Origin of the sequence: Streptomyces sp. NPDC091271, assembly GCF_044757505.1 — a bacterium.
Classification (GTDB): Bacteria; Actinomycetota; Actinomycetes; order Streptomycetales; family Streptomycetaceae; genus Streptomyces.
In genome coordinates, this window is sequence record NZ_JBIVVD010000004.1 from 265,919 (window position 1) to 285,134 (window position 19,216).

Consider the following 19,216-nt stretch of genomic DNA (forward strand, 5'->3'; position numbering starts at 1 on the left):
CCGGCCGCCCCCGCCGTGTTGGGGCGCTGGGGGGGGCGCCCCCCCCCCCCCGCCCCCCCCCCGGCCCCCCCCCCCCCCCCCCGCGGGGGGGGGGGGGGGGGGGCGGCCCCCCCCCGGCCCCCCCGCCGCGTCGTGGTGCCCCGGGCGGGGCCGGGCCGGGTCAGACGCCTGCCGCCCGTGCGGCCGAGATCAGGGAGAGGTTCGCCCGGGCGTACGCGTCCCGGCGGCGGTCGCTCACCATGAAGGAGGGCGGCGCCAGGTAGGCGACGTCCCGTCCGAAGGATCCCTGTCGGCGGCGCAGCGCGGAGACCGCGTCAGCCGTCGTGCCGCACACCGCGATCGCCTCCAGCATCTCGTCGGTGACGGCCTTGCCCATGCCCTTGATGTCCCCGGTGCGGAACGCCTCGCGAATCGAGTCGACCTCCTTCTCCCAGCCGTGGTGGACGACGTAGGGGTCATAGGTCTTGACCGTGAGATAGAAGGCGATCATCAGTCGCGCGTCGGCGGCCGCACGCTCCGGGTCCTCGTCGTTGACGGCCGTGATCACCCAGCCGTGCTCCACGGGCGGCTTCTCGCGTCCGCCCTCGTCCGCTCCCCGCTCCAGCGCGGGCCGCACGACGTCGTCCCACCAGCTGCGGGTGAACAGGCCGTGACCGATCACACCGTCGGCGGTCCGGCCGGCGGCCGCGGCCATCCTCTTGTTGAAGCCGGCGAGCAGAACCGGCACGTCGATCCGGCCCAGGACGGGGGCACGTACATCGGCGTCCACGTGGTAGAACTCGCCCTCGTAGCGGACGCGTTCGCCGTTCTCCGCGTGCAGCCACGCCTGTACGGCCCCGACCAGGTCGGCCATCCGTTCCACGGGCCGGTCGGCCTCGACGCCGAACCAGTCGCGGTTGATGCGGTAGGCGCCCGAGCCCAGGCCCAGGAAGAGCCGGCCCTCGGCCCGCTTCCACATGCTGCGCATCGCCGCGGCGTGGGCGTACGGGGTGCGCGCGAACGCGTAGGCGATCCCCGGACCGACCTGGGCCGTCTTCGTCCCCGCGACCATCTCGGCCAGGGTGCTGTACGCCTCGTGGTCGACGAACTCTCCGCTGCAGAAGGCCTTTACACCGGCCTCCTCGGCCTGGCGGGCGACGTCCGCCCCGGGCCACGGCATCCCGAACTCCATGCGTTCCTCCTACCAACGAATCATCTAACCTGGTTTACTATATAGCCCAATCCCTGCTCGGCAGAAGCGAAGGAAGAGGTTGCCAGTGACCACAACAGAGCCCCGTGCGCAGGAGCCGTCCTTCGGTGTGCTCACCGATGCCGCTCTGGAGAGGTCCCGGCGGCGCCTCGGAATCCCGCATCCGCAGCACCAGCGGCCGCACAACTACGAGGTCACGCGGGACACGTCCCGCCACTTCGCCAACGGCTACGGCGACGACAACCCGCTGTTCTGCGACCCCGAGTACGCGGCAGGCACCCGCTGGGGCCGGCTGATAGCGCCGCCGACCTTCCACTACACGATGGGCGAGGACCTGGCGCCGAAGCCCGATCCGGAGACCAAGGCGCTGCTGAAGGGCGACCCCTTCGCGGGCCTCGGCTCGTACCAGGCCGTGATGGAGTACGAGTGGTGGAACCCCCTTGCCCTGGGGGACCGGTGCGAGGTCCTCGAGGCGCAGGTCGGTGTGGAGGAGAAGAAGTCCAGCTTCGGCGGCCGCACCGCCCACGTCACCCGCGACTACCTCTACACCAACGGTGAGGGGCAGTTGCACGCCGTGCGGCGCGGCACCTGGATCAACGCCGAGCGGCACACGTCGAGGAAGCGCGCCAAGGAGCAGCTGAAGCAGGAGCCCTACACCCCGGAGCAGTTGGCGGAGATCGAGGCCGCGTACGCCGCGGAGGAGCGGCGGGGCTCCGAACCCCGCTACTGGGAGGACGTCCGCGTCGGCGACGTGATCCAGCCGCGGGTCAAGGGCCCGCTCACCACGACCGATGTGGTGGTCTGGCACGTGGGCTGGGGCATGCAGCTGACTCCCGACGGCGCCTTCGGAATCGCCGCCCGCACCCGCCGGAAGGTGCCGGGGCTGTACCCCGCCAACCCGCTGGGCGTGCCGGACACCGTCCAGCGCCTGCACTGGGAGCCGCACCGTGCCCAGGAGCTTGGCCTGCCCACGTCGTACGACTACGGCGCGATGCGGGAGACCTGGCTGGTGCACGCGCTCACCGATTGGATGGGCGACGACGGCTGGCTGTGGAAGCTGCGGTGCGAGCACCGCAAGTTCAACTACGTCGGTGACACCACCTGGGTGCGCGGGGAGGTCGTCGGGAAGCGGGAGGTGGACGGCCGGCACGAGGTCCACCTGGAGGTGCGCTGCGAGAACCAGCGGGGCGAGGTCACGACGCCCGGTTCGGCGACGGTCCTGCTGCCGACCCGTCGCGAGCCCCGCCTTCAGCTGCCCGAGCCGCCGGCTCCGACCCTCGACGGCATGGTCCGCCACGAACTGGAGCGCTACCAGGTCACGGACGCCGGCTGACATACCCGCGCGGCCGGCCGGGACCGGCGGGCCGCGCACCACGACGAAGGCACAGCAGAACGGAAAGAGGAGGGTGGGGCCGTGCTCCGCACCGTGTTCAACGAGGACCACGAGGCGTTCCGGGCGATGCTCCGGGACTTCATCGCCAAGGAGGTCGAGCCGGTCCACGCCGAGTGGGAGGAGCAGGGCCACCCGCCGCGCGATTTCTACCGGCGACTGGGTGAGCTGGGCATCCTGGGCATCCAGGTGCCCGAGCAGTACGGGGGCGGGGGTGAGAAGAGCTTCAAGTTCGCCGCTGTCCTGATGGAGGAGTGCAGCCGGGCCGGGGTGTCCTTCAGCGGCCACTCCGTGCACTCCAACCTCATCCTCCCCTACCTGCTGACATACGCGACCGATGAGCAGAAGCAGCGCTGGCTGCCCGGCTTCGCCTCGGGCGACATCATGACCGCCATCGCCATGACGGAGCCGGGGACCGGCTCCGACCTCGCCGGCATCGCCACCAAGGCGGAGCTCTCCGCCGACGGCACGCACTACGTCCTCAACGGCGCCAAGACCTTCATCAGCGGGGGCGCGCAGGCCGACCTGGTCCTGGTGGTCTGCCGCACGGCTCCCGCAACGGCGGAGGACCGCCGCGGAGGGCTGACGATCCTGTGCGTGGAGTCGGCGAGCGACGGGTTCGAGGTCGGCAGGAAGCTCAAGAAGATCGGGCTCAAGGCACACGACACCGCCGAGCTGTCCTTCAGCGACGTCAAGGTCCCGGTGGAGAACCGGTTGGGCGACGAGGGGAAGGCCTTCTCCTACCTCACGCACAATCTGGCCCAGGAGCGGCTGACCATTGCCTACGGCGGTTACGCGGCTGCCGCGGCGGCCGTGGAGCAGGCCGTGGCCTATGTGCGGGACCGTGTGGTCTTCGGCAAATCCGTGGCCTCGTTCCAGAACACCAAGTTCGTGCTCGCGGAGTGCGCCACGGAGGTGGAGGCCGCGCAGATCATGGCGGACCGGGCGCTGGAGCTGAACGAGACGGGACAACTGACCGGTCCGGACGCGGCGAAGGCCAAGCTGTACTGCACCGAGGCGGCCGGCCGGGTCATCGACAAGTGCCTCCAGCTCCACGGCGGCTACGGCTACATGTGGGAGTACCCGATCGCCCGCCTCTACGCGGACAACCGGGTGTCGCGGATCTACGGCGGGACCAACGAAGTCATGAAGACCATCATCGCCAAGTCGATGGGGCTCTGACCGGGCCGGCAAAAAGGGCAGTCGCGGGCCTCGTCCACGGCGTGGACGAGGCCCGCGGAGCAGCGCGTACGAACCTTCGGGGCGGCGGCTCAGGCCGTGGGCACGCGCGCGGCCGTCAGTCGAGGATGTCCACGACGCGGGTCGCCTCGCGTCCCGCGAGCACCAGCTCGTCCGCGACCTCGAGGTGCCTGCGCCAGAAGTCTTCCGCGGCCTCGCCCTGGCCGGACCGCACCAGGCTCACCAGCTTCTCGTACGAGCGCAGGGCCTTCCCGTGGTGGACCCGGCCGATGCTGGGCGCCCTCTCCTCGCGCTCCCTGACGGCCAGCCGGGACTGACGCAGGATGATCTCGTGGATCATCCCGGCCATGACGGCAAGCGTCTGATTGCCCGACAGCTCGACCAGCCGGAGGTGGAACTGGGCCGAGCCGACGGCGAAACGGTCGGGGTCGCCGAGACTGCCCCGTTCGTGCTCCAGCGCGGCCTGCAGTGCGTCGTACCGCTCCTCGTCACCGGTGAGCGCCAGCAGCCGGGCCGCGGGCGGCTCGATGGATCCCCGGGCGACGTAGACGTCCGCGAGCGTGGCGCCGCCCAGTTGGAGTTGCAGGCCGGCGGGCCTGGCGACCGCCTCCGGTCCCGGTGCCGTGACCCGGGCGCCCGTGCGTGAGCCGCGGCGGAGTTCGACCAGCCCCTCGGCCTCCAGCACGCGAACCCCCTCCCTGAGCGTGGGCCGCGAGATGCCGAACTGCGCGAGCAGCTCTGCCTCGTGCGGCAGGAAGTCTCCGTCCGAGAGTTCACCTTCGACGATCATCCGGCGCAGGCGTCGGGCCACGAGTTCGCCGGTCTTCGGCGGCCGGACGACACCGGTGGCCTCGGCGCCACCACTCCGACGAGCCCCTCCGGCTCGCCAGGCGCTCCCGGACCCACGGACATCCGCATGCGTCATGGGGCCACCTCTCTTCGTGAGCTGGTGCTCACTTCGGTCACGTGATAGATAACTAAGTCTACTACGTCTTGTGCATGGAGGTTCATATGACTGCTGACAGCGACGTGCCTGCGAACCGGACGATCGGCATTCTCGGCGGAACCGGCCCTCAGGGCCGGGGTCTCGCCTATCGGTTCGCCGCCGCGGGCATGACGGTGGTGATCGGCTCCCGCAAGGCCGACAAGGCCGAGGCTGCCGCGGAGGAGCTCTCCGCCCAGGCCGGCGCCCCGGTGTCGGGTGGCTCGAACGAGGACTGTGCCCGCCGGTCCGACGTCGTGCTGGTCGTCGTCCCCTTCGAGGGGCATCGTGAACTGCTGCTCTCGTTGCGTGAGCAGCTGGCGGGCAAGGTCGTCGTGGACTGTGTGAACCCCATGGGCTTCGACGGGAAGGGCCCGTTCTCCCTTTCGGTGGCGGAGGGGAGCGCCGCCGAGCAGGCTCGGGAGCTTCTCCCGGACTCCACGGTCACGGCCGCTTTCCATCACCTGTCGGCCGTGCTGCTCACCGACCCGGCTGTCGGGACCATCGACAGTGACGTGCTGGTGCTGGGCGACGACCGAGGGGCCACTGCCGAGGTCCAGGCGCTGGCCTCCGCCATCCCGGGCGTCCGGGGGGTCTACGGGGGCAGGCTGCGCAATGCCGGCCAGGTCGAGGCCCTGACCGCCAATCTCATCGCACTCAACCGTCGTTACAAGACGCACGCCGGCATCCGTGTCACCGGGTTTCCCGAGGATGTGGCGGGAGGGATGCAGCAGCCCCATCAATAGCTCTCACATAGTTTACTAGGTAAGTTGATCCATGTATGGTGGACGCGCTTGCCCAACACTCACAGCAGGAGACTCCATGCGCATCGAGGGCATTTCCGCCGTCGTCACCGGCGGCGCCTCCGGCCTCGGCCTCGGTACGGTGAAGCGTCTGGCCAAGGCCGGCGCTCATGTCGTGATCGCCGACCTGCCCGCCTCGGACGGGGAGAAGATCGCCGCCGAGCTGGGTGGCCACGTACGGTTCGCCCCCGCGGACGTGACCGACGAGCAGCAGTTCCAGGCCGCGCTCGACACCGCCGCGGAGGCCGGTCCGCTGCGTGCCCTGGTCCACTGTGCGGGACTCGGCCACGCCCTTCGCGTCGTGGACAAGGAGGGCAACCCCGGAGAGCTCGCAGGCTTCGAGAAGGTCATCAAGGTCAACCTGATCGGCTCCTACAACGCCCTGCGCCTGGGCGGTGCCGCCATGGCGGCCACCGAGCCCGTGGAGGGCGAACGTGGAGTGATCATCATGACCGCCTCGGTCGCGGCGTACGAGGGCCAGATCGGTCAGATCGCCTACAGCGCCTCCAAGGGAGGCGTGGTCGGCATGACCATCGTCGCCGCCCGCGACCTGGCCGGCCGGAACATCCGCGTCAACACCATCGCTCCCGGCCTGATGGACACTCCGCTGTTCAACCGGCTGCGGGACGACGTACGGGAGTCGCTGGCGTCGGCCATCCCCAACCCCAAGCGTTTCGGCACCGCCGACGAGTACGGGCAGACCGCGCAGTTCCTCATCGAGAACGGCTACGTCAACGGCGAGACGCTCCGTCTGGACGGCGCCATCCGCATGGCACCGCGCTGACAGCTCTCGCCACCGCAGACCGGCACCCAGCCAAGGAGGCAGCACATGTCCGACGAAGTGCTCGTCGAGCACGCGGACGGCGTCACCGTCATCACCATCAACCGGCCCCAGGCGCGCAACGCTGTCAACCGGGCTGTCAGCGAGGGCGTCGGAGCCGCGCTCGAGGAGTTCGAGTCACGCAAGGATCTGACCGCGGCCGTGATCACCGGCGCCGGCGGCAACTTCTGCGCGGGCATGGACCTCAAGGCGTTCCTGGCCGGAGAGAACGTCACGCTGGAGGACCGGGGGCTCGCCGGCATCACCAACCGCCCGCCGCGCAAGCCCGTCATCGCGGCCGTCGAGGGGTACGCCCTGGCCGGTGGTTGCGAGGTCGTGCTCGCCTGCGATCTGGTGGTGGCCGCGGACAACGCCAAGTTCGGCATCCCCGAGACCAAGCGCGGCCTGGTCGCCGGCGCGGGCGGCCTGATGCGGCTGCCCAAGCGCATCCCGTACGCCATCGCGATGGAACTCGCGCTCACCGGCGACTTCCTGGACGCCGCCGACGCGCACCGCTTCGGGCTGGTCAACCGGCTCACCGAGCCCGGGGGCGCCCTGGCCGGAGCGCGTGAACTGGCCGCCCGTATCGCGGCCAACGGGCCGCTGGCGGTGGCGGCGACCAAGGAGATCATCGTCCGTTCGGCCGACTGGACCTCCGATGTCGCCTTCGAGAAGCAGGCGGCGATCATGGCGCCCGTCTTCACCTCGGCCGACGCGCGCGAAGGAGCCCTCGCGTTCGCCGAGAAGCGCCCCCCGGTGTGGCGCGGCGAGTGAACCGCCGCGGTGGCCGCAGGCGTTGATCACCGCCCGTCGAGTCCTGATCCGGGTCACATCTCCCCGCCCGTGAGGCGGTGAACGACCGTACAGCGATAGACAGACTGCAAGGAGGAGCAATGGAGCTCAGTGGTGGAGTGGCCCTGGTGACGGGCGGAGCCGGTGGCCTCGGCGAGGCGACCGTACGCCGTCTCGCCGAGGCCGGCGCCAAGGTGGTGATCGCCGACCTCGCCGAGGACCGCGGCGAGAAGCTGGCCAAGGAGCTGGGCGAGAGTGCCGTGTTCGTCCGCACCGACGTCACCGACGAGGACAGCGTGCTGGCCGCCCTGGACGCCGCGGCGACTCTCGGCCCGCTGCGAGTCGCCGTCAGCGCCCACGGCGGGCCGGTCGCCAAGTCCAGGGTGCTCGACCGCGAGGGCAACCCCTACGCCCTCGACCTCTTCCGGCGCACAGTGGACATCTACCTCACCGGCACGTTCAACGTGCTGCGGCTCGCGGCCTCGTTCATGGCCAGGAACGAGCCGAACGAGTCCGGCGCGCGCGGAGTGATCGTCAACACCGCGAGTATCGCCGCCTTCGAGGGGCAGATTGGGCAGTCCGACTACTCCGCGGCCAAGGGCGGCGTCGTCGGCCTCGGCCTGGTCGCCGCACGTGACCTGTCGCCCCTCGGAATCCGGGTCATGACCATCGCTCCGGGGACCTTCTTCACCCCGGCCTTCGGCATCCCCGAGGAGCAGGCGCAGCAGGCCTGGGGCGACAAGGTCCCCTTCCCGCGGCGCATGGGCCGTCCCGCGGAGTACGGGGCCCTGGTCCAGCACATCGCGGAGAACGACTACCTGAACGGCGAGGTCATCCGCATCGACGGGGCCCAGCGCTTCGCCCCCAAGTAGCCGCCCGACTGTCGGCTCGCCCTCCTGGGGGCGGGCCCGATCAGCCCCAGCACTCCGCGACACAGCCCTCGGGAGGGCGAACCATGTCCACCGGATCCACCGCACAGGGGGCCGCCGGGGAGCTCCGCTCGTATCTGGAGAGGATCGCTCCCGCGCTGCACCGGGAGTGGCCCGACCGTACGTCCTTCGAGGCCCGGCTCGCCTGGCAGCGCGCCCTCCACGAGGGCGGCTGGGCCGCCCCGCACTGGCCCGTCGCCGACGGCGGACGCGGCCTGGGTGTCGTGGACCGGCTGGAGTGCGACGCCGAACTCGCCCGGGCCGGCGCCCCCGACATCGCCGGGGTCTTCGGCATCAAGAACGTCGGCCCCACCATCTCGGCCTTCGGCACCGTGGAGCAGCGCGCCTCGCTGCCCCGCATCCTGGCCACCGAGGAGATCTGGTGCCAGGGCTTCAGCGAGCCCGGCGCGGGCAGCGACCTGGCCTCACTGCGCACACGCGCCGTACGTGACGGCGACACCTTCGTCATCAACGGGCAGAAGGTCTGGACCTCCGACGGCACCCGGGCCACCCACTGCATGGTCCTGGTTCGGACCGAACCCGACGCGCCCGCGCACAAGGGCATCTCCGTACTGCTGGTGCCGCTCGGGACCCCCGGAATCGAGCGGCGCCCGCTACGGCAGATGACCGGTGAGCACGGCTTCGCCGAGCTCTTCTTCACCGATGTGAGGGTGCCCGCGTCCGCCCTCCTCGGCCCCGTTCACGAGGGCTGGCGGGTCACCATGACCACTCTGGGGCACGAGCGGGCCGGCGTCGTCGAGCTCGCCGCCTCCCTGGAGAGGAATGTGCGCGACGCGGTGGCGGAGTTCCCGGACGGAGTGTCCGACCCCGTGCTGCGCCGGGAGCTCGCCCGGCGCTATGTGGAGGCGCGCACCGTCGGTCTGATGGGCAGCAGGGTGCTGCGCTCACTCGGCGAGGGCCGCGAGCCCGGGCCGGAGCAGTCCGTGATCAAGCTCGGGTGGAGTCTGACCACCCAGCGACTCGGCGAGACCCTGCTGGACGCCGCAGGCCCCTCCGGTCTCGCCGGAGGACGGAACGGGGACGGTGCCGAGGCGCAGCGCTACCTGCGCGTGCGGGCGTCGACCATCGCCGCGGGGACCACCGAGGTGATGAAGAACATCCTGGCCGAGCGAGTCCTCGGCCTGCCGAAGAAATGAACCACCGGACGGCAGATGAGGAGGACGGCAGTCGTGACCGTCGATGAGCACCGGGAGCTGCGCCGCTCCGTGCGCCGCTTCCTGGAGACGGCGTCGCCGAGCCCGGAAGTGCGGCGCGTCATGGAGACCGGGGCAGGATACGACCGGGCCGTCTGGCAACGGCTGGCCGGTGAACTCGGACTGACGGGGCTCATCGTGCCCGAGGAGTACGGCGGCGCCGGGGCGGGCGTCGCCGAACTGGCCGTCGTCATGGAGGAGATGGGCCGCGCCCTGATGTGCGGGCCGTACCTCTCCAGTGCCGTACTCGCCGCTGCGGTCCTGCTCCGGAGCGGAGATGCCCGGGCCTGTGCGGAGCTCCTGCCCGGGATCGCCGACGGCTCGATGATCGCCACCGTCGCCGTGGCCGAGGGCAACCACGACGTCCGGGACCTGGCCCGGGTCAGGGCGTCCGCCCGCCGCGACGGCGACCTTCACCGGCTGTACGGGGAGAAGACCCTGGTCATCGACGGGCACACCGCCGCGCTGGTCCTGGTCGCCGCCCGTACGGAGGCAGGACTGTCCCTCTTCGCGGTGGACGGCGCGGCCGACGGCATGCTCCGTGAGGAACTCCCGGCACTGGACCCCACCCGCAAGCTGGCCCGGATCGCGCTGGACGGGGTGTTCGCGCGTCTCATCGGCACCGAGGGCGCGGCGGGCCCCGCCTTGGAAGAGGCCCTGGACCTCGCGGCCGTGGCCCTGGCGGCCGAGCAGACCGGGGGAGCCGAACGCTGTCTGGAGCTCTCGGTGGAATACGCCAAGACCCGCGAGCAGTTCGGCAGGCCCATCGGCGCGTTCCAGGCCATCAAGCACAAGTGCGCCGACATGCTGCTGGAGGTCCAGGCGGCGAAGGCCGCGGTGGAGTACGCGGCCGGCCTGTGGGGCCAGGACGACGCCGGCGCCGAACGCGGCCTGGCGGCGTCCACCGCCCGGGCCCACTGCTCGGACGCCTATGTCCACGCCGCCGGCGAGACCGTGCAGATCCACGGCGGCATCGGCTTCACCTGGGAACACGACGCGCATCTGTACCTGCGCCGGGCCAAGTCCTCCGCGCTGCTGCTCGGCAGCACTTCCTGGCATCTGGAGCGGGTGGCCGCCGAGATCGGGCTGGCCCCCACCCCCACCTCACCGAAGGAGTCCGTCCATGCCTGAAGCCGTCGTGGTCGCCGCCTGCCGTACGGCGATCGGCACCTCGTTCAAGGGAACACTGGCCCGCACCAGTGCCTTCGACCTCGCCGAGGCCGCCGTCACCGAGGCGGTACGCCGTTCCGGGCTGCCCGGTGAGGCGTACGACGACCTGATTCTGGGCGAATCCCGCTACGGGGGCGGAGACATCGCCCGTAACGTCGCGGTCATCGCCGGTCTCACCTCGGTGCCCGGGGCAGCCGTCAACCGGCACTGCGCCTCCGGCCTGTCGACCGTCTCGATGGCCGCGGCAGGCATCCGCGCGGGCATGGAGGACGCCGTGCTCGCCGGCGGGGTGCAGTCCACCTCGACGGCACCGGTGATGCGTCGCGTCGACCCTGCCACGGGGGAGTGGGAGGACCCCTGGGACTCCCCGGCCCACCCGTCCACCCCGACAGCGCCCAACAACGACATGTCGGTCGCCGTCGGCTGGAACGCCGCCCGTATCGCCGGGATCTCCCGCCAGGAGATGGACGCCTGGGCGCTGCGCTCCCACCTGCGGGCGCTGGCCGCGATCGACGAAGGCCTGTTCACCGACGAGATCGTGCCGGTCAAGGCGCTCCTGGCGGACGGGGCGTACACCACCTTCGAGGTCGACGAGCATCCGCGCCGGGGCTCGACCGCCGAGAAGCTGGCCGGCCTCAAGCCGCTCCACCCGGAGATCGACGGCTTCACCATCACCGCGGGGAACTCCAGCGGCATCAACGACGCCGCCTCCGTACTGGCGCTGACGAGTGACACGCTGGCGTCGCGCGAAGGCCTGACACCGCTGGCCACCGTCCGCGGCTGGGCCTCGGTGGGCGTCGATCCGGAGCGTACCGGGCTCGCCCCCGCGGGCGCCGTCAGCAAGGCGCTGCGCCGGTCGGGCCTCGACGTCGGTGCGGTGGACCTGTTCGAGATCAACGAGGCCTTCGCGTCGGTGGCGGTGGCCGCCACCCGCGAACTCGGCGTCAGCGAGGAGATCGTCAACATCCACGGCAGCGGCTGCAGCCTCGGTCACCCGATCGCGGCGAGCGGCGCCCGGATGCTGACCACCCTGGTGCACGATCTGCGCCGCCGCGGCGGCGGCATCGGTGTCGCCGCGATGTGCGCGGGCGGGGGCCAGGCGAGCGCGGTGGTCGTCGAGGTCTGAGCCGCACGCGCTGTCGGCCGGCCCCCGGCCGTGACTCCGGTGCGCCGAGAGCCACGGCAGGGGGCCGAAGTGTTTCTTCCGGACGGACGTTATACAGGCCATAGATAGAACCTAGTTAACGATGTATGGTCGCGAGAGCGGGTCGAACGCGGCCCAGGAGGAGGATCTGATGCCCAGCGCCACGGTCGTGGACGCCGGTGGGCCCGTGCCCGATGAACGGCACTGGATGACCCGGCTGCGGGAGTTCCTGGAGGCCCACGCGGGCAAACCGCCCCGCGACAAGAAGGAGCGGCTGGCCTGGGCCCGGACCTTCCACGCGGAACTGGAGGAGGCGCACCTGGCCGCCCCCGGGTGGCCCGTGGACGCGGGCGGCATGGAGCTGGACCTGGCCGACCAGATCGCCTACCACCAGGAGATGACCCGCGCACGTGCCCCGAAGCACCCGTGCGGGCTGTCCTTCATCGTCGCCCCCACCCTGATCAAGCACGGCACGCCCGAGCAGAAGAAGCGTTTCCTGCGCCCGCTGCTGCGCGCCGACGAGTTCTGGTGCCAGGGCTTTTCCGAACCCGGTGCCGGCAGCGACCTGACCTCCCTGTCCACCCGCGCCGAACGCGACGGCGACAGCTACGTCGTCAACGGTCAGAAGCTGTGGACCAGCCAGGCGCACCAGGCCGACTGGATGTTCGCCCTGGTGCGCACCGGACCCGCCGGGCCCGGTGGCGCCGGGATCAGCTATCTCCTGATCCCGATGGACTCCCCGGGGGTGACCGTCCGCCCGCTGCGCGACATCGCCGGCGGCACCCACTTCGCCGAGGTCTTCCTCGACGGTGTGCGCGTGCCCGTGGACAACCTCGTGGGGGAGGAGAACGGCGGCTGGCACATCGCCCGGACCAGCCTCGGCCACGAGCGGGCGACCGCCTTCCTCGCCGACGAGTTCCGCTACCGCCGCATCGTGGACGAGCTGTTCACCCTCGCGCTGGACACCGGCGCCGCCGAGGACCCGCTGGTGCGTCAGCAGCTCGCCCGGATCGAGGCGAACGTCCGCGTCCTGGCGTCCAACAGCCGACGTGCCCTGGACGCCGTGCTCTCCGGACGAGACCCGGGCCCGGCGGCTTCCGTCAACCGCCTGGTGCGCTCGGAGTTCGACCAGTACCTCCACGAGGTGGCGCTGCGCGTCATCGGCCCCGACGCCGTCCTCGGGGCCCGCGACCCGATGGCCGTCGAACGCGGCCGGTGGACCTACGGTTATCTGATGAGCAGGTCCTCGACAATCGGGGCGGGCACCGCGGAGATCCAGCGGAACACCATCGCCGAGAAAGTCCTGGGCCTGCCCTCCCACCGTGGCGTTTCCGGCAGCGGAAAGGAACAGGGATGACCATGGCGAGCAAGAACGAACCGCCGCAGTTCTCGACGATCCTGGCGGAGCTCGGTGAGGACCACGTCCTCACCGTCACCCTCAACCGTCCCGAGCGGCTGAACGCCTTCAACCAGGCGACCCTGGACGACTTCGCCTCCCTGTGGCGATACGCCTCCGACGAGGAGGACGTACACGCGATCGTCCTGCGGGCCGAAGGTGAGCGCGCCTTCTGCACAGGGGTGGACGTGGTCGACGGAATCGACCGCTCCGCCAACCCCTTCGCCGAGTCCGACCCCGGTGCCAGCCTCTCGCCCAAGCTCAACCGCTGCTGGAAACCGCTGGTGTGCGCGGTACACGGCATGGCCGCGGGCGGCGCCCTGTACTGGCTCAACGAGGCCGACATCATCATCGCCTCCGACGACGCCACGTTCTTCGACCCGCACACCACCTACGGCATGGTCGCCGCTCTGGAACCCATCGGGCTCGCGCACCGCATCCCGATCGGCGAGGTGCTGCGGATGGTGCTGCTCGGCAACGACGAGCGGATGTCCGCCGAGAGGGCCCGTGAGATCGGCTTCGTCAGCGAGGTCGTCACCCGCGACGGGCTGCGCGGCCGCGCCCACGAACTCGCGGCGAAGATCGCGGCCAAGCCGCCCGCCGCGATCCAGGGCAGCGTCAAGGCGATCTGGGAATCGCTCGACACCGGACGGTCCCAGGCCCTCGCGACCGGCCTGGCCTACACACAGATCGGCAACCCGATCGGCACAGCCCAGGTCGACCGCGCGTCCCTCAAGGGCCGTACGTCGTACGAGGTGCGCTGATGACCGGCCGGAGGAAGCGGAGGTGGCTGCGGTGACGACCGCGGAGATAGAGAAGGAACTGCGCGACGCGCTCGGCGGACTGCTGCGGCAGCGCAGCGGTGCGGAGACGGTCGCGGCACTGGCGGACGGGCCGGAGTACTGGGACCAGGGCCTGTGGCGCGAGCTGGTCACGATGGGTGTGCCCGGGCTGGCCGTGCCCGAGGAGTACGGCGGGGAGGGCGCCGGCCACACGCTCGCGGCGGCCGCCCAGGAGGAATTGGGCCGTCGCCTGGCCCCGGTTCCCACGGTCTCCCTCTTCGCGGCCCAGGCGGCGCTCGCCGCGGCCGCGGCGGCGGGCAGCGACGCGGCCGGGACCCGGCTGCGTACCGTGGCGCTCGGTGCGGTGCCCGCCACCGTCGCGGCAGGACGCACCGCGGACGGCTGGACCGTCGCCGAAGGGGTGAACGCCGTGTCCGACGGCGACGGTTGGCTGCTGGACGGCCGCGTACCCGTCGTCGCGGACGCCCCCGTGGCGCGTCTGCTCCTCGTGGCCGCCGAAACCCCTGCCGGCCCCGCGCTGTTCGCCGTGGACGCCGGTGATGGGGGAGCGGAGGGCTGCGAGGTGACGCCGGTGGAGTGCCTCGATCCGACCCGCCCGCTCGGCTCGGTCGCCTTCGCCCGGTGCCCGGCCGGACTGCTGGCCGGACCCGGTGACTTCGCCGCCGTGCTGCGCGCCGCCGAGCACGCCGCCCTGCTGATGCTGGCCGCCGACGCGGTCGGCGTCGCCGCCGAGGCCATGGACCTGGCCGTCGACCACGCCCGCACCCGGCAGCAGTTCGGCCGCGCCATCGGGTCCTTCCAGGCCGTCTCGCACCGCTGCGCCGACATGCTGGTGGCGGTCGAGTCCGCCCGTGCCCTGGTGGCGGCCGCCGCCGAAGAGCTCCAGGACCCGGGCGAGGGCACCGACGCCACCGTCTGCCTGGCCGCCGCCCAAGCCCTGGAGGCCGCCGTCACCGTGACCCAGGGCTGCGTGCAGGTGCACGGCGGCATGGGCTTCACCTGGGAACACCCGGCCCACCGCTATCTGCGCCGGGCCAAGGCCGCCGAATCCCTGGTGGCCGTACCCGACCGGCTGCGGGAGCGGGCTGCCGCCGGCCTGCTGGCGGCCGTACGCGGGCCGGAGCCCGCCGCCGGCGTCTGAGAAAGGGCCGGGTGACGGGCTCCTGGACCCGCCGCCCGGCCCGCTCGTCACACCGCCCGCAGCGCAGGAGGAACCGTGCACCTGACCGAGCTCGCGCACCGGCACCCCGACAAGGCCGCGGTGATCACGGCGGCCACCGGAGAAGTCGTGACCTACAGGCAGCTGGACGAGGCATCGGTGCGCCTCTCGCGGCTGCTCACCGCCCGTGGTCTGAAGCCCGGCGATCACACCGCGCTGCTGATGGAGAACACCCCGGGCTATGTCACCGCGGCGTTCGGCTGCCAGCGGGCCGGCCTGTACTGGACGCCGGTCAACCGTCACCTCACCCCGGACGAGGCCGCGTACATCGTGCGTGACTGCGGGGCCCGGGCCCTGATCGTCTCCGCGGGCCTGGCGGAGCTCGCGTCGGCGGTCTCCGCCCAGGTGCCGGACCTCGAGATCAGACTGGCCGACGGCGGCCGGCTCGACGGGTTCGAGGAGTTGGAGGCCGCGTGTGCCTCCTTCCCGGCCGAGCCACCGCAGGGCGAGCTCGAGGGTTACTACATGTTCTACTCCTCGGGCACCACCGGGCAGCCGAAGGGCATCCTGCCCGAGCTGACCGGGGAGCCCTTCGGCAGCGGACTGCGCATCGACCACAATCTGCCGCTGATGTTCGGCTTCTCGCCGGACAGCGTGTACCTGTCCCCGGCACCGCTGTACCACGCGGCTCCCACCGGCTGGACACTCGGCACCATCCGGGGCGGTGGCACGGTCGTCCTGATGGACCATTTCGATCCCGAGGAGACCCTGCGGACGATCGAACGATTCGAGGTCACCCATGCCCAGTTCGTGCCCGCCATGTTCGTACGGATGCTGAAGATGGAGCCGCGTCGGCGGCAGGCGTACGACACCAGCAGCCTGCGTGCCGTCATCCACGCGGCCGCCCCGTGCCCGGTGGAGATCAAGCAGCGGATCATCGACTGGCTCGGTCCGATCGTGCAGGAGTACTACTCGGGCAGCGAGGGCAACTGCTTCTTCCTCATCGACTCCGCGCAGTGGCTGGAGCACCAGGGATCGGTCGGCAGAGCCGCGCACGGCCGGGCGGTCGTCCTCGACGACGAAGGCGAGGAGCTCCCGCCCGGGGAGACGGGGACCGTGTGGTTCGAGGGCGGCCCCGACTTCCGCTACCACAACGACCCCGAAAAGACGGCGCGGGCGCATGACGTCCACGGACGCACGACGCTGGGGGACCTGGGCCGTCTGGACGCGGAAGGCTACCTGTACCTGGTCGACCGCCGGACCGACCTCATCATCAGCGGCGGCGTGAACATCTACCCCCAGGAGATCGAGAACGCCCTGGTGCTGCACCCCGAGGTCGCCGACGCCGCTGTGGTCGGGGCCCCTGATCCGGAGATGGGGCAGCGGGTGCGCGCCGTGGTGCAGCCGGCCGATCCCAGCGCCGCCGGCCCCGGCCTCGAGGCGCGGCTGATCGCCCACTGCCGCGAACGTCTGGCGCACTTCAAGTGCCCTCGGGCGGTGGAGTTCTCCGCCGAGCTGCCACGTACCCCGACCGGCAAGCTGCTGCGCCGGCTGCTGGCCCCCGGCCCAGGGTCCGGAGCTGCCGACGGCACTGGTGCCTCCCCCACTAAATAGCTAACCTAGTTAGAAATGTTTATCCCGACGCTCCCTACGGATTGAGGATTCCCATGCGCGATGCTGTGATTGTCGAGGCGGTCAGGACCCCGGTCGGCCGACGTAACGGCGGCCTGTCCTCCGTGCACCCCGTGGACCTCTCGGCGTATGTGCTCCAGGCCCTGGCCGAGCGCTCGGGCATCGACCCGGCCCAGGTCGACGACGTGATCTGGGGCTGCGTCGCACAGGTCCGTGAGCAGGCCCTCAACATCGGCCGTAACGCCGTGCTCTCGGCGGGCTGGCCCGACTCGGTGCCCGCCACCTCGATCGACCGCCAGTGCGGCTCCTCCCAGCAGTCCGTCCACTTCGCCGCCGCCGGACTGATCAGCGGGCAGTACGACGTGGCCGTCGCCGGTGGGGTCGAATCCATGTCGCGGATCCCGATGGGCACCTCGGTCGGGGATGCCGACGGAATGGGCCCGGGTTTCCTCAAGCGGTACGGCATCGCCTCCGCCAACCAGGGCGTGGGCGCCGAGATGATCGCCGAACGCTGGGGCCTGTCCCGCTCCCAGCTCGACGAGTTCGCCCTCGGCTCGCACGCCAAGGCCGCGGCCGCCGTCGACGCGGGCCGCTTCACCGGGCAGATCACCCCGGTCACCCTGCCCGACGGCACCGTCGTGGACACGGACGAGGGCATCCGCCGCGGCGGCACCCTGGAGTCCCTGGCGAACCTCAAGCCGGCGTTCAAGCCGGACGGCGTGATCCACGCGGGCAACAGCTCACAGATCAGCGACGGCAGCGCCGCGCTGCTGATGACGACCTCGGAGAAGGCGCGCGAGCTCGGCCTCACCCCGATCGCCAGGGTCCACACCGCCGTCGTCGCCGCTGACGACCCGGTGATCATGCTGACCGCGCCGATCCCGGCGACCGTCAAGGCGCTCAAGCGAAGCGGCCTCAACCCCGACCAGATCGGCGCCTACGAGGTGAACGAGGCCTTCGCGCCCGTCCCGCTGGCATGGCTGAAGGACATCGGGGCGGACGAGGCGGCCCTCAACCCCAACGGTGGAGCCATCGCACTCGGCCACCCGCTCGGCGGCTCCGGCGCCCGGCTCATGACCACCCTCGTCCACCACATGCGGGACAGCGGGATCCGCTACGGCCTGCAGACCATGTGCGAGGGCGGCGGCATGGCCAACGCCACCATTCTCGAGCTTCTCTGACGACCGGACCCCTACGAGCGCGACGCGTGACGGTGCCGCCCCCTCCTGCCGGGGAGGCGGCACTGCCACGCGGCACGTCGGGCCGGATGCTGACCACCGTGGAGGTGTCGTACGCGCAGCAGGAGCGCGCACTGCCGTGCGCTGGTCATGCTCACCCGGGCGGAACCGGACTTCCTCCCGCACTCCGCCGAGGTGCCGGCCGGTCTGCCGGGCCCCGGCGCCTGCGAGCCGTTCAACTACGGGCTGATGCCCTGGGAGACCAAGGTGGCGGGCGGTGACGCCGCCTGGTCGGGGGCGGCCGGCCGGCCCGCCGCGGTGGACGTCTGGGCACGCTGCAAGGACGCGGCCGGCGACCCCGCGCTGTCCCGCGCGCTGCTTGCCTTCGCCCTGGAGGGACTGATCGTCCCGGTCGGGACGCGTCCCTACCCGGCTGTCGAACCGGAGCGAAGGGGCGGCGCCGGGCAGGCCGTCGTACTGTCCCAGACCATCACCTTCCACGAGCCGTTCGTCATGAACAGCTCGTCGCGTGCCGTCTTCGACGTCTACGTCGTTGAAGTGGCCAGCGCCGGGTGTCCGTCGCGGACACCCGGCCCGGTCGTGTCGTCGACGCAGGGCGGAGAGCTGTGCGAGTGCAGCGGGTGAGGGTCCCGGACTCGGATCGGGTGTCGTACACCGTCATCGACGCCGGCGGGCTGCCCGTCGAGGCGGCCGATGTGTATCTGGGCAATCTGACCGTGACGGGACGTTCGCCGTACACCGTGGAGGCATACGCGCACGACCTGCGGGACTTCTTCGAGTGGACCAGCCAACGCGACGTCGACTACCGGCACCTGGGCCTAGAAGACGTCGCTGAGTTCTTCGCCTGGCTGCAGCGGTCGCGCCCGGCCCGTCAGCCCGGCGTGTACCAGCTGCCGGGCGCGCCGCCCGCGGTCGGCAACACCACGCTCGTACGTAAGGGGGCCGCGCTTGCCGGGCTCTACCGGTTCCATGCCCGCCGGGACGAAACCGTGCCAGCCTTGCTGGGGGAGCTGACCGGGCCGCGGCCGATGGGGCGGTACGTGCCGATGCTGGCGCACGCCCGGCGCCACGGACCGGGGCTGGATGCCTACAGTCCGATCCGTATCGGGAGGTGCGTGTCGTTCCCCGGGAGAGCAACGTCAACGCCGCCCGGGTAAAGGGGCTGAAGCCTCGTACGGTCCCGGCCCGACCCGTGGTCTTCGACGCCTACGCCGACTACATGGAGAGCGAGTACGGGACGCTGGACTGCGACTACGTGTTCGTGAACCTGTTCCGGCCGTCGGTGGGAGCGCCGATGACCCGCAGTGCGATCGAGGACTTGGCGTCCCGGCTGCGCAAGCGGACTGGGATCAAGCACTTCACGCCGCATGTGCTGCGGCACAGCTGGGCGGGCC

At 71.3% G+C, this 19,216-nt stretch carries 18 protein-coding genes and 1 pseudogene; 17 read left to right on the plus strand and 2 right to left on the minus strand.

Going from position 1 to position 19,216, the window contains the following annotated elements; genetic code table 11:
• Positions 1–160: 160 nt before the first annotated feature.
• Positions 161–1,171, minus strand: coding sequence for an LLM class flavin-dependent oxidoreductase (locus tag ACIQM3_RS17760; RefSeq protein WP_401624840.1), 1,011 nt, complete (start codon positions 1,169–1,171; stop codon positions 161–163).
• A gap of 85 nt (positions 1,172–1,256) precedes the next feature.
• Here ACIQM3_RS17760 and ACIQM3_RS17765 point away from each other — a divergent pair, with 85 nt between their 5' ends.
• Both ACIQM3_RS17765 and ACIQM3_RS17770 read left to right on the plus strand, forming a co-directional pair.
• A complete protein-coding gene (locus ACIQM3_RS17765; RefSeq protein ID WP_401624842.1) occupies positions 1,257–2,522 on the plus strand; it encodes a MaoC family dehydratase N-terminal domain-containing protein in 1,266 nt (421 codons plus the stop codon).
• A gap of 81 nt (positions 2,523–2,603) precedes the next feature.
• Positions 2,604–3,761: an acyl-CoA dehydrogenase family protein gene (locus ACIQM3_RS17770; protein WP_401624844.1), complete on the plus strand. Its 1,158-nt coding sequence runs from the start codon at positions 2,604–2,606 to the stop codon at positions 3,759–3,761.
• Between the two features lie 115 nt (positions 3,762–3,876).
• Here ACIQM3_RS17770 and ACIQM3_RS17775 read toward each other — a convergent pair whose 3' ends face one another.
• A complete protein-coding gene (locus tag ACIQM3_RS17775; protein WP_401624846.1) occupies positions 3,877–4,704 on the minus strand; it encodes a FadR/GntR family transcriptional regulator in 828 nt (275 codons plus the stop codon).
• Positions 4,705–4,790: 86 nt separating this feature from the next.
• On the opposite strand from ACIQM3_RS17775, the gene npdG reads away from it, so the two are divergent.
• The 15 genes and pseudogenes from npdG to ACIQM3_RS17850 all read left to right on the plus strand — a co-directional run.
• Positions 4,791–5,507 carry an NADPH-dependent F420 reductase gene (npdG, locus tag ACIQM3_RS17780; RefSeq protein ID WP_401624848.1) on the plus strand — a complete coding sequence of 239 codons (717 nt, stop codon included), beginning with the start codon at positions 4,791–4,793 and terminating at the stop codon, positions 5,505–5,507.
• Positions 5,508–5,583: 76 nt separating this feature from the next.
• Positions 5,584–6,348: an SDR family NAD(P)-dependent oxidoreductase gene (locus ACIQM3_RS17785; protein WP_401518027.1), complete on the plus strand. Its 765-nt coding sequence runs from the start codon at positions 5,584–5,586 to the stop codon at positions 6,346–6,348.
• A 45-nt stretch (positions 6,349–6,393) separates the two neighbouring features.
• Positions 6,394–7,158 (plus strand): crotonase/enoyl-CoA hydratase family protein, encoded by a 765-nt coding sequence (locus ACIQM3_RS17790; protein WP_401624850.1) that lies wholly within the window; start codon positions 6,394–6,396, stop codon positions 7,156–7,158.
• A 119-nt stretch (positions 7,159–7,277) separates the two neighbouring features.
• Positions 7,278–8,048 (plus strand): SDR family NAD(P)-dependent oxidoreductase, encoded by a 771-nt coding sequence (locus ACIQM3_RS17795; RefSeq protein WP_401624852.1) that lies wholly within the window; start codon positions 7,278–7,280, stop codon positions 8,046–8,048.
• Between the two features lie 83 nt (positions 8,049–8,131).
• A complete protein-coding gene (locus ACIQM3_RS17800) occupies positions 8,132–9,262 on the plus strand; it encodes an acyl-CoA dehydrogenase family protein (RefSeq protein ID WP_401624854.1) in 1,131 nt (376 codons plus the stop codon).
• 33 nt (positions 9,263–9,295) lie between these two features.
• Positions 9,296–10,450 (plus strand): acyl-CoA dehydrogenase family protein, encoded by a 1,155-nt coding sequence (locus ACIQM3_RS17805; protein WP_401624856.1) that lies wholly within the window; start codon positions 9,296–9,298, stop codon positions 10,448–10,450.
• Positions 10,443–11,615, plus strand: coding sequence for a thiolase family protein (locus ACIQM3_RS17810; protein ID WP_401624858.1), 1,173 nt, complete (start codon positions 10,443–10,445; stop codon positions 11,613–11,615). Before ACIQM3_RS17805 ends, ACIQM3_RS17810 begins: the two co-directional genes overlap by 8 nt.
• A 169-nt stretch (positions 11,616–11,784) precedes the next feature.
• Entirely contained in the window at positions 11,785–12,990 is a 1,206-nt protein-coding gene (locus ACIQM3_RS17815) for an acyl-CoA dehydrogenase family protein (protein WP_401518015.1), read from the plus strand.
• Entirely contained in the window at positions 12,987–13,793 is an 807-nt protein-coding gene (locus tag ACIQM3_RS17820; protein WP_401518012.1) for an enoyl-CoA hydratase/isomerase family protein, read from the plus strand. The genes ACIQM3_RS17815 and ACIQM3_RS17820 overlap by 4 nt, the downstream gene beginning before the upstream one ends.
• Positions 13,794–13,815: 22 nt before the next feature.
• Entirely contained in the window at positions 13,816–14,973 is a 1,158-nt protein-coding gene (locus tag ACIQM3_RS17825; protein WP_401624860.1) for an acyl-CoA dehydrogenase family protein, read from the plus strand.
• 75 nt (positions 14,974–15,048) lie between these two features.
• Complete coding sequence (locus tag ACIQM3_RS17830; RefSeq protein WP_401624862.1) at positions 15,049–16,605, plus strand: acyl-CoA synthetase; 1,557 nt, start codon at positions 15,049–15,051, stop codon at positions 16,603–16,605.
• Between the two features lie 53 nt (positions 16,606–16,658).
• The gene (locus ACIQM3_RS17835; protein ID WP_401624864.1) at positions 16,659–17,804 is read left to right on the plus strand and encodes a thiolase family protein; all 1,146 of its coding nucleotides are present in this window, start codon (positions 16,659–16,661) and stop codon (positions 17,802–17,804) included.
• Positions 17,805–17,951: 147 nt separating this feature from the next.
• Positions 17,952–18,446 carry a hypothetical protein gene (locus tag ACIQM3_RS17840; RefSeq protein ID WP_401624867.1) on the plus strand — a complete coding sequence of 165 codons (495 nt, stop codon included), beginning with the start codon at positions 17,952–17,954 and terminating at the stop codon, positions 18,444–18,446.
• Between the two features lie 20 nt (positions 18,447–18,466).
• On the plus strand, positions 18,467–18,979 hold the full coding sequence (locus tag ACIQM3_RS17845) for a site-specific integrase (protein ID WP_401624869.1): 513 nt from the start codon (positions 18,467–18,469) through the stop codon (positions 18,977–18,979).
• A pseudogene (locus ACIQM3_RS17850) lies at positions 18,934–19,164 on the plus strand (integrase); the annotation flags it as partial. The gene ACIQM3_RS17845 and the pseudogene ACIQM3_RS17850, both read left to right, overlap by 46 nt.
• Positions 19,165–19,216: the final 52 nt, after the last annotated feature.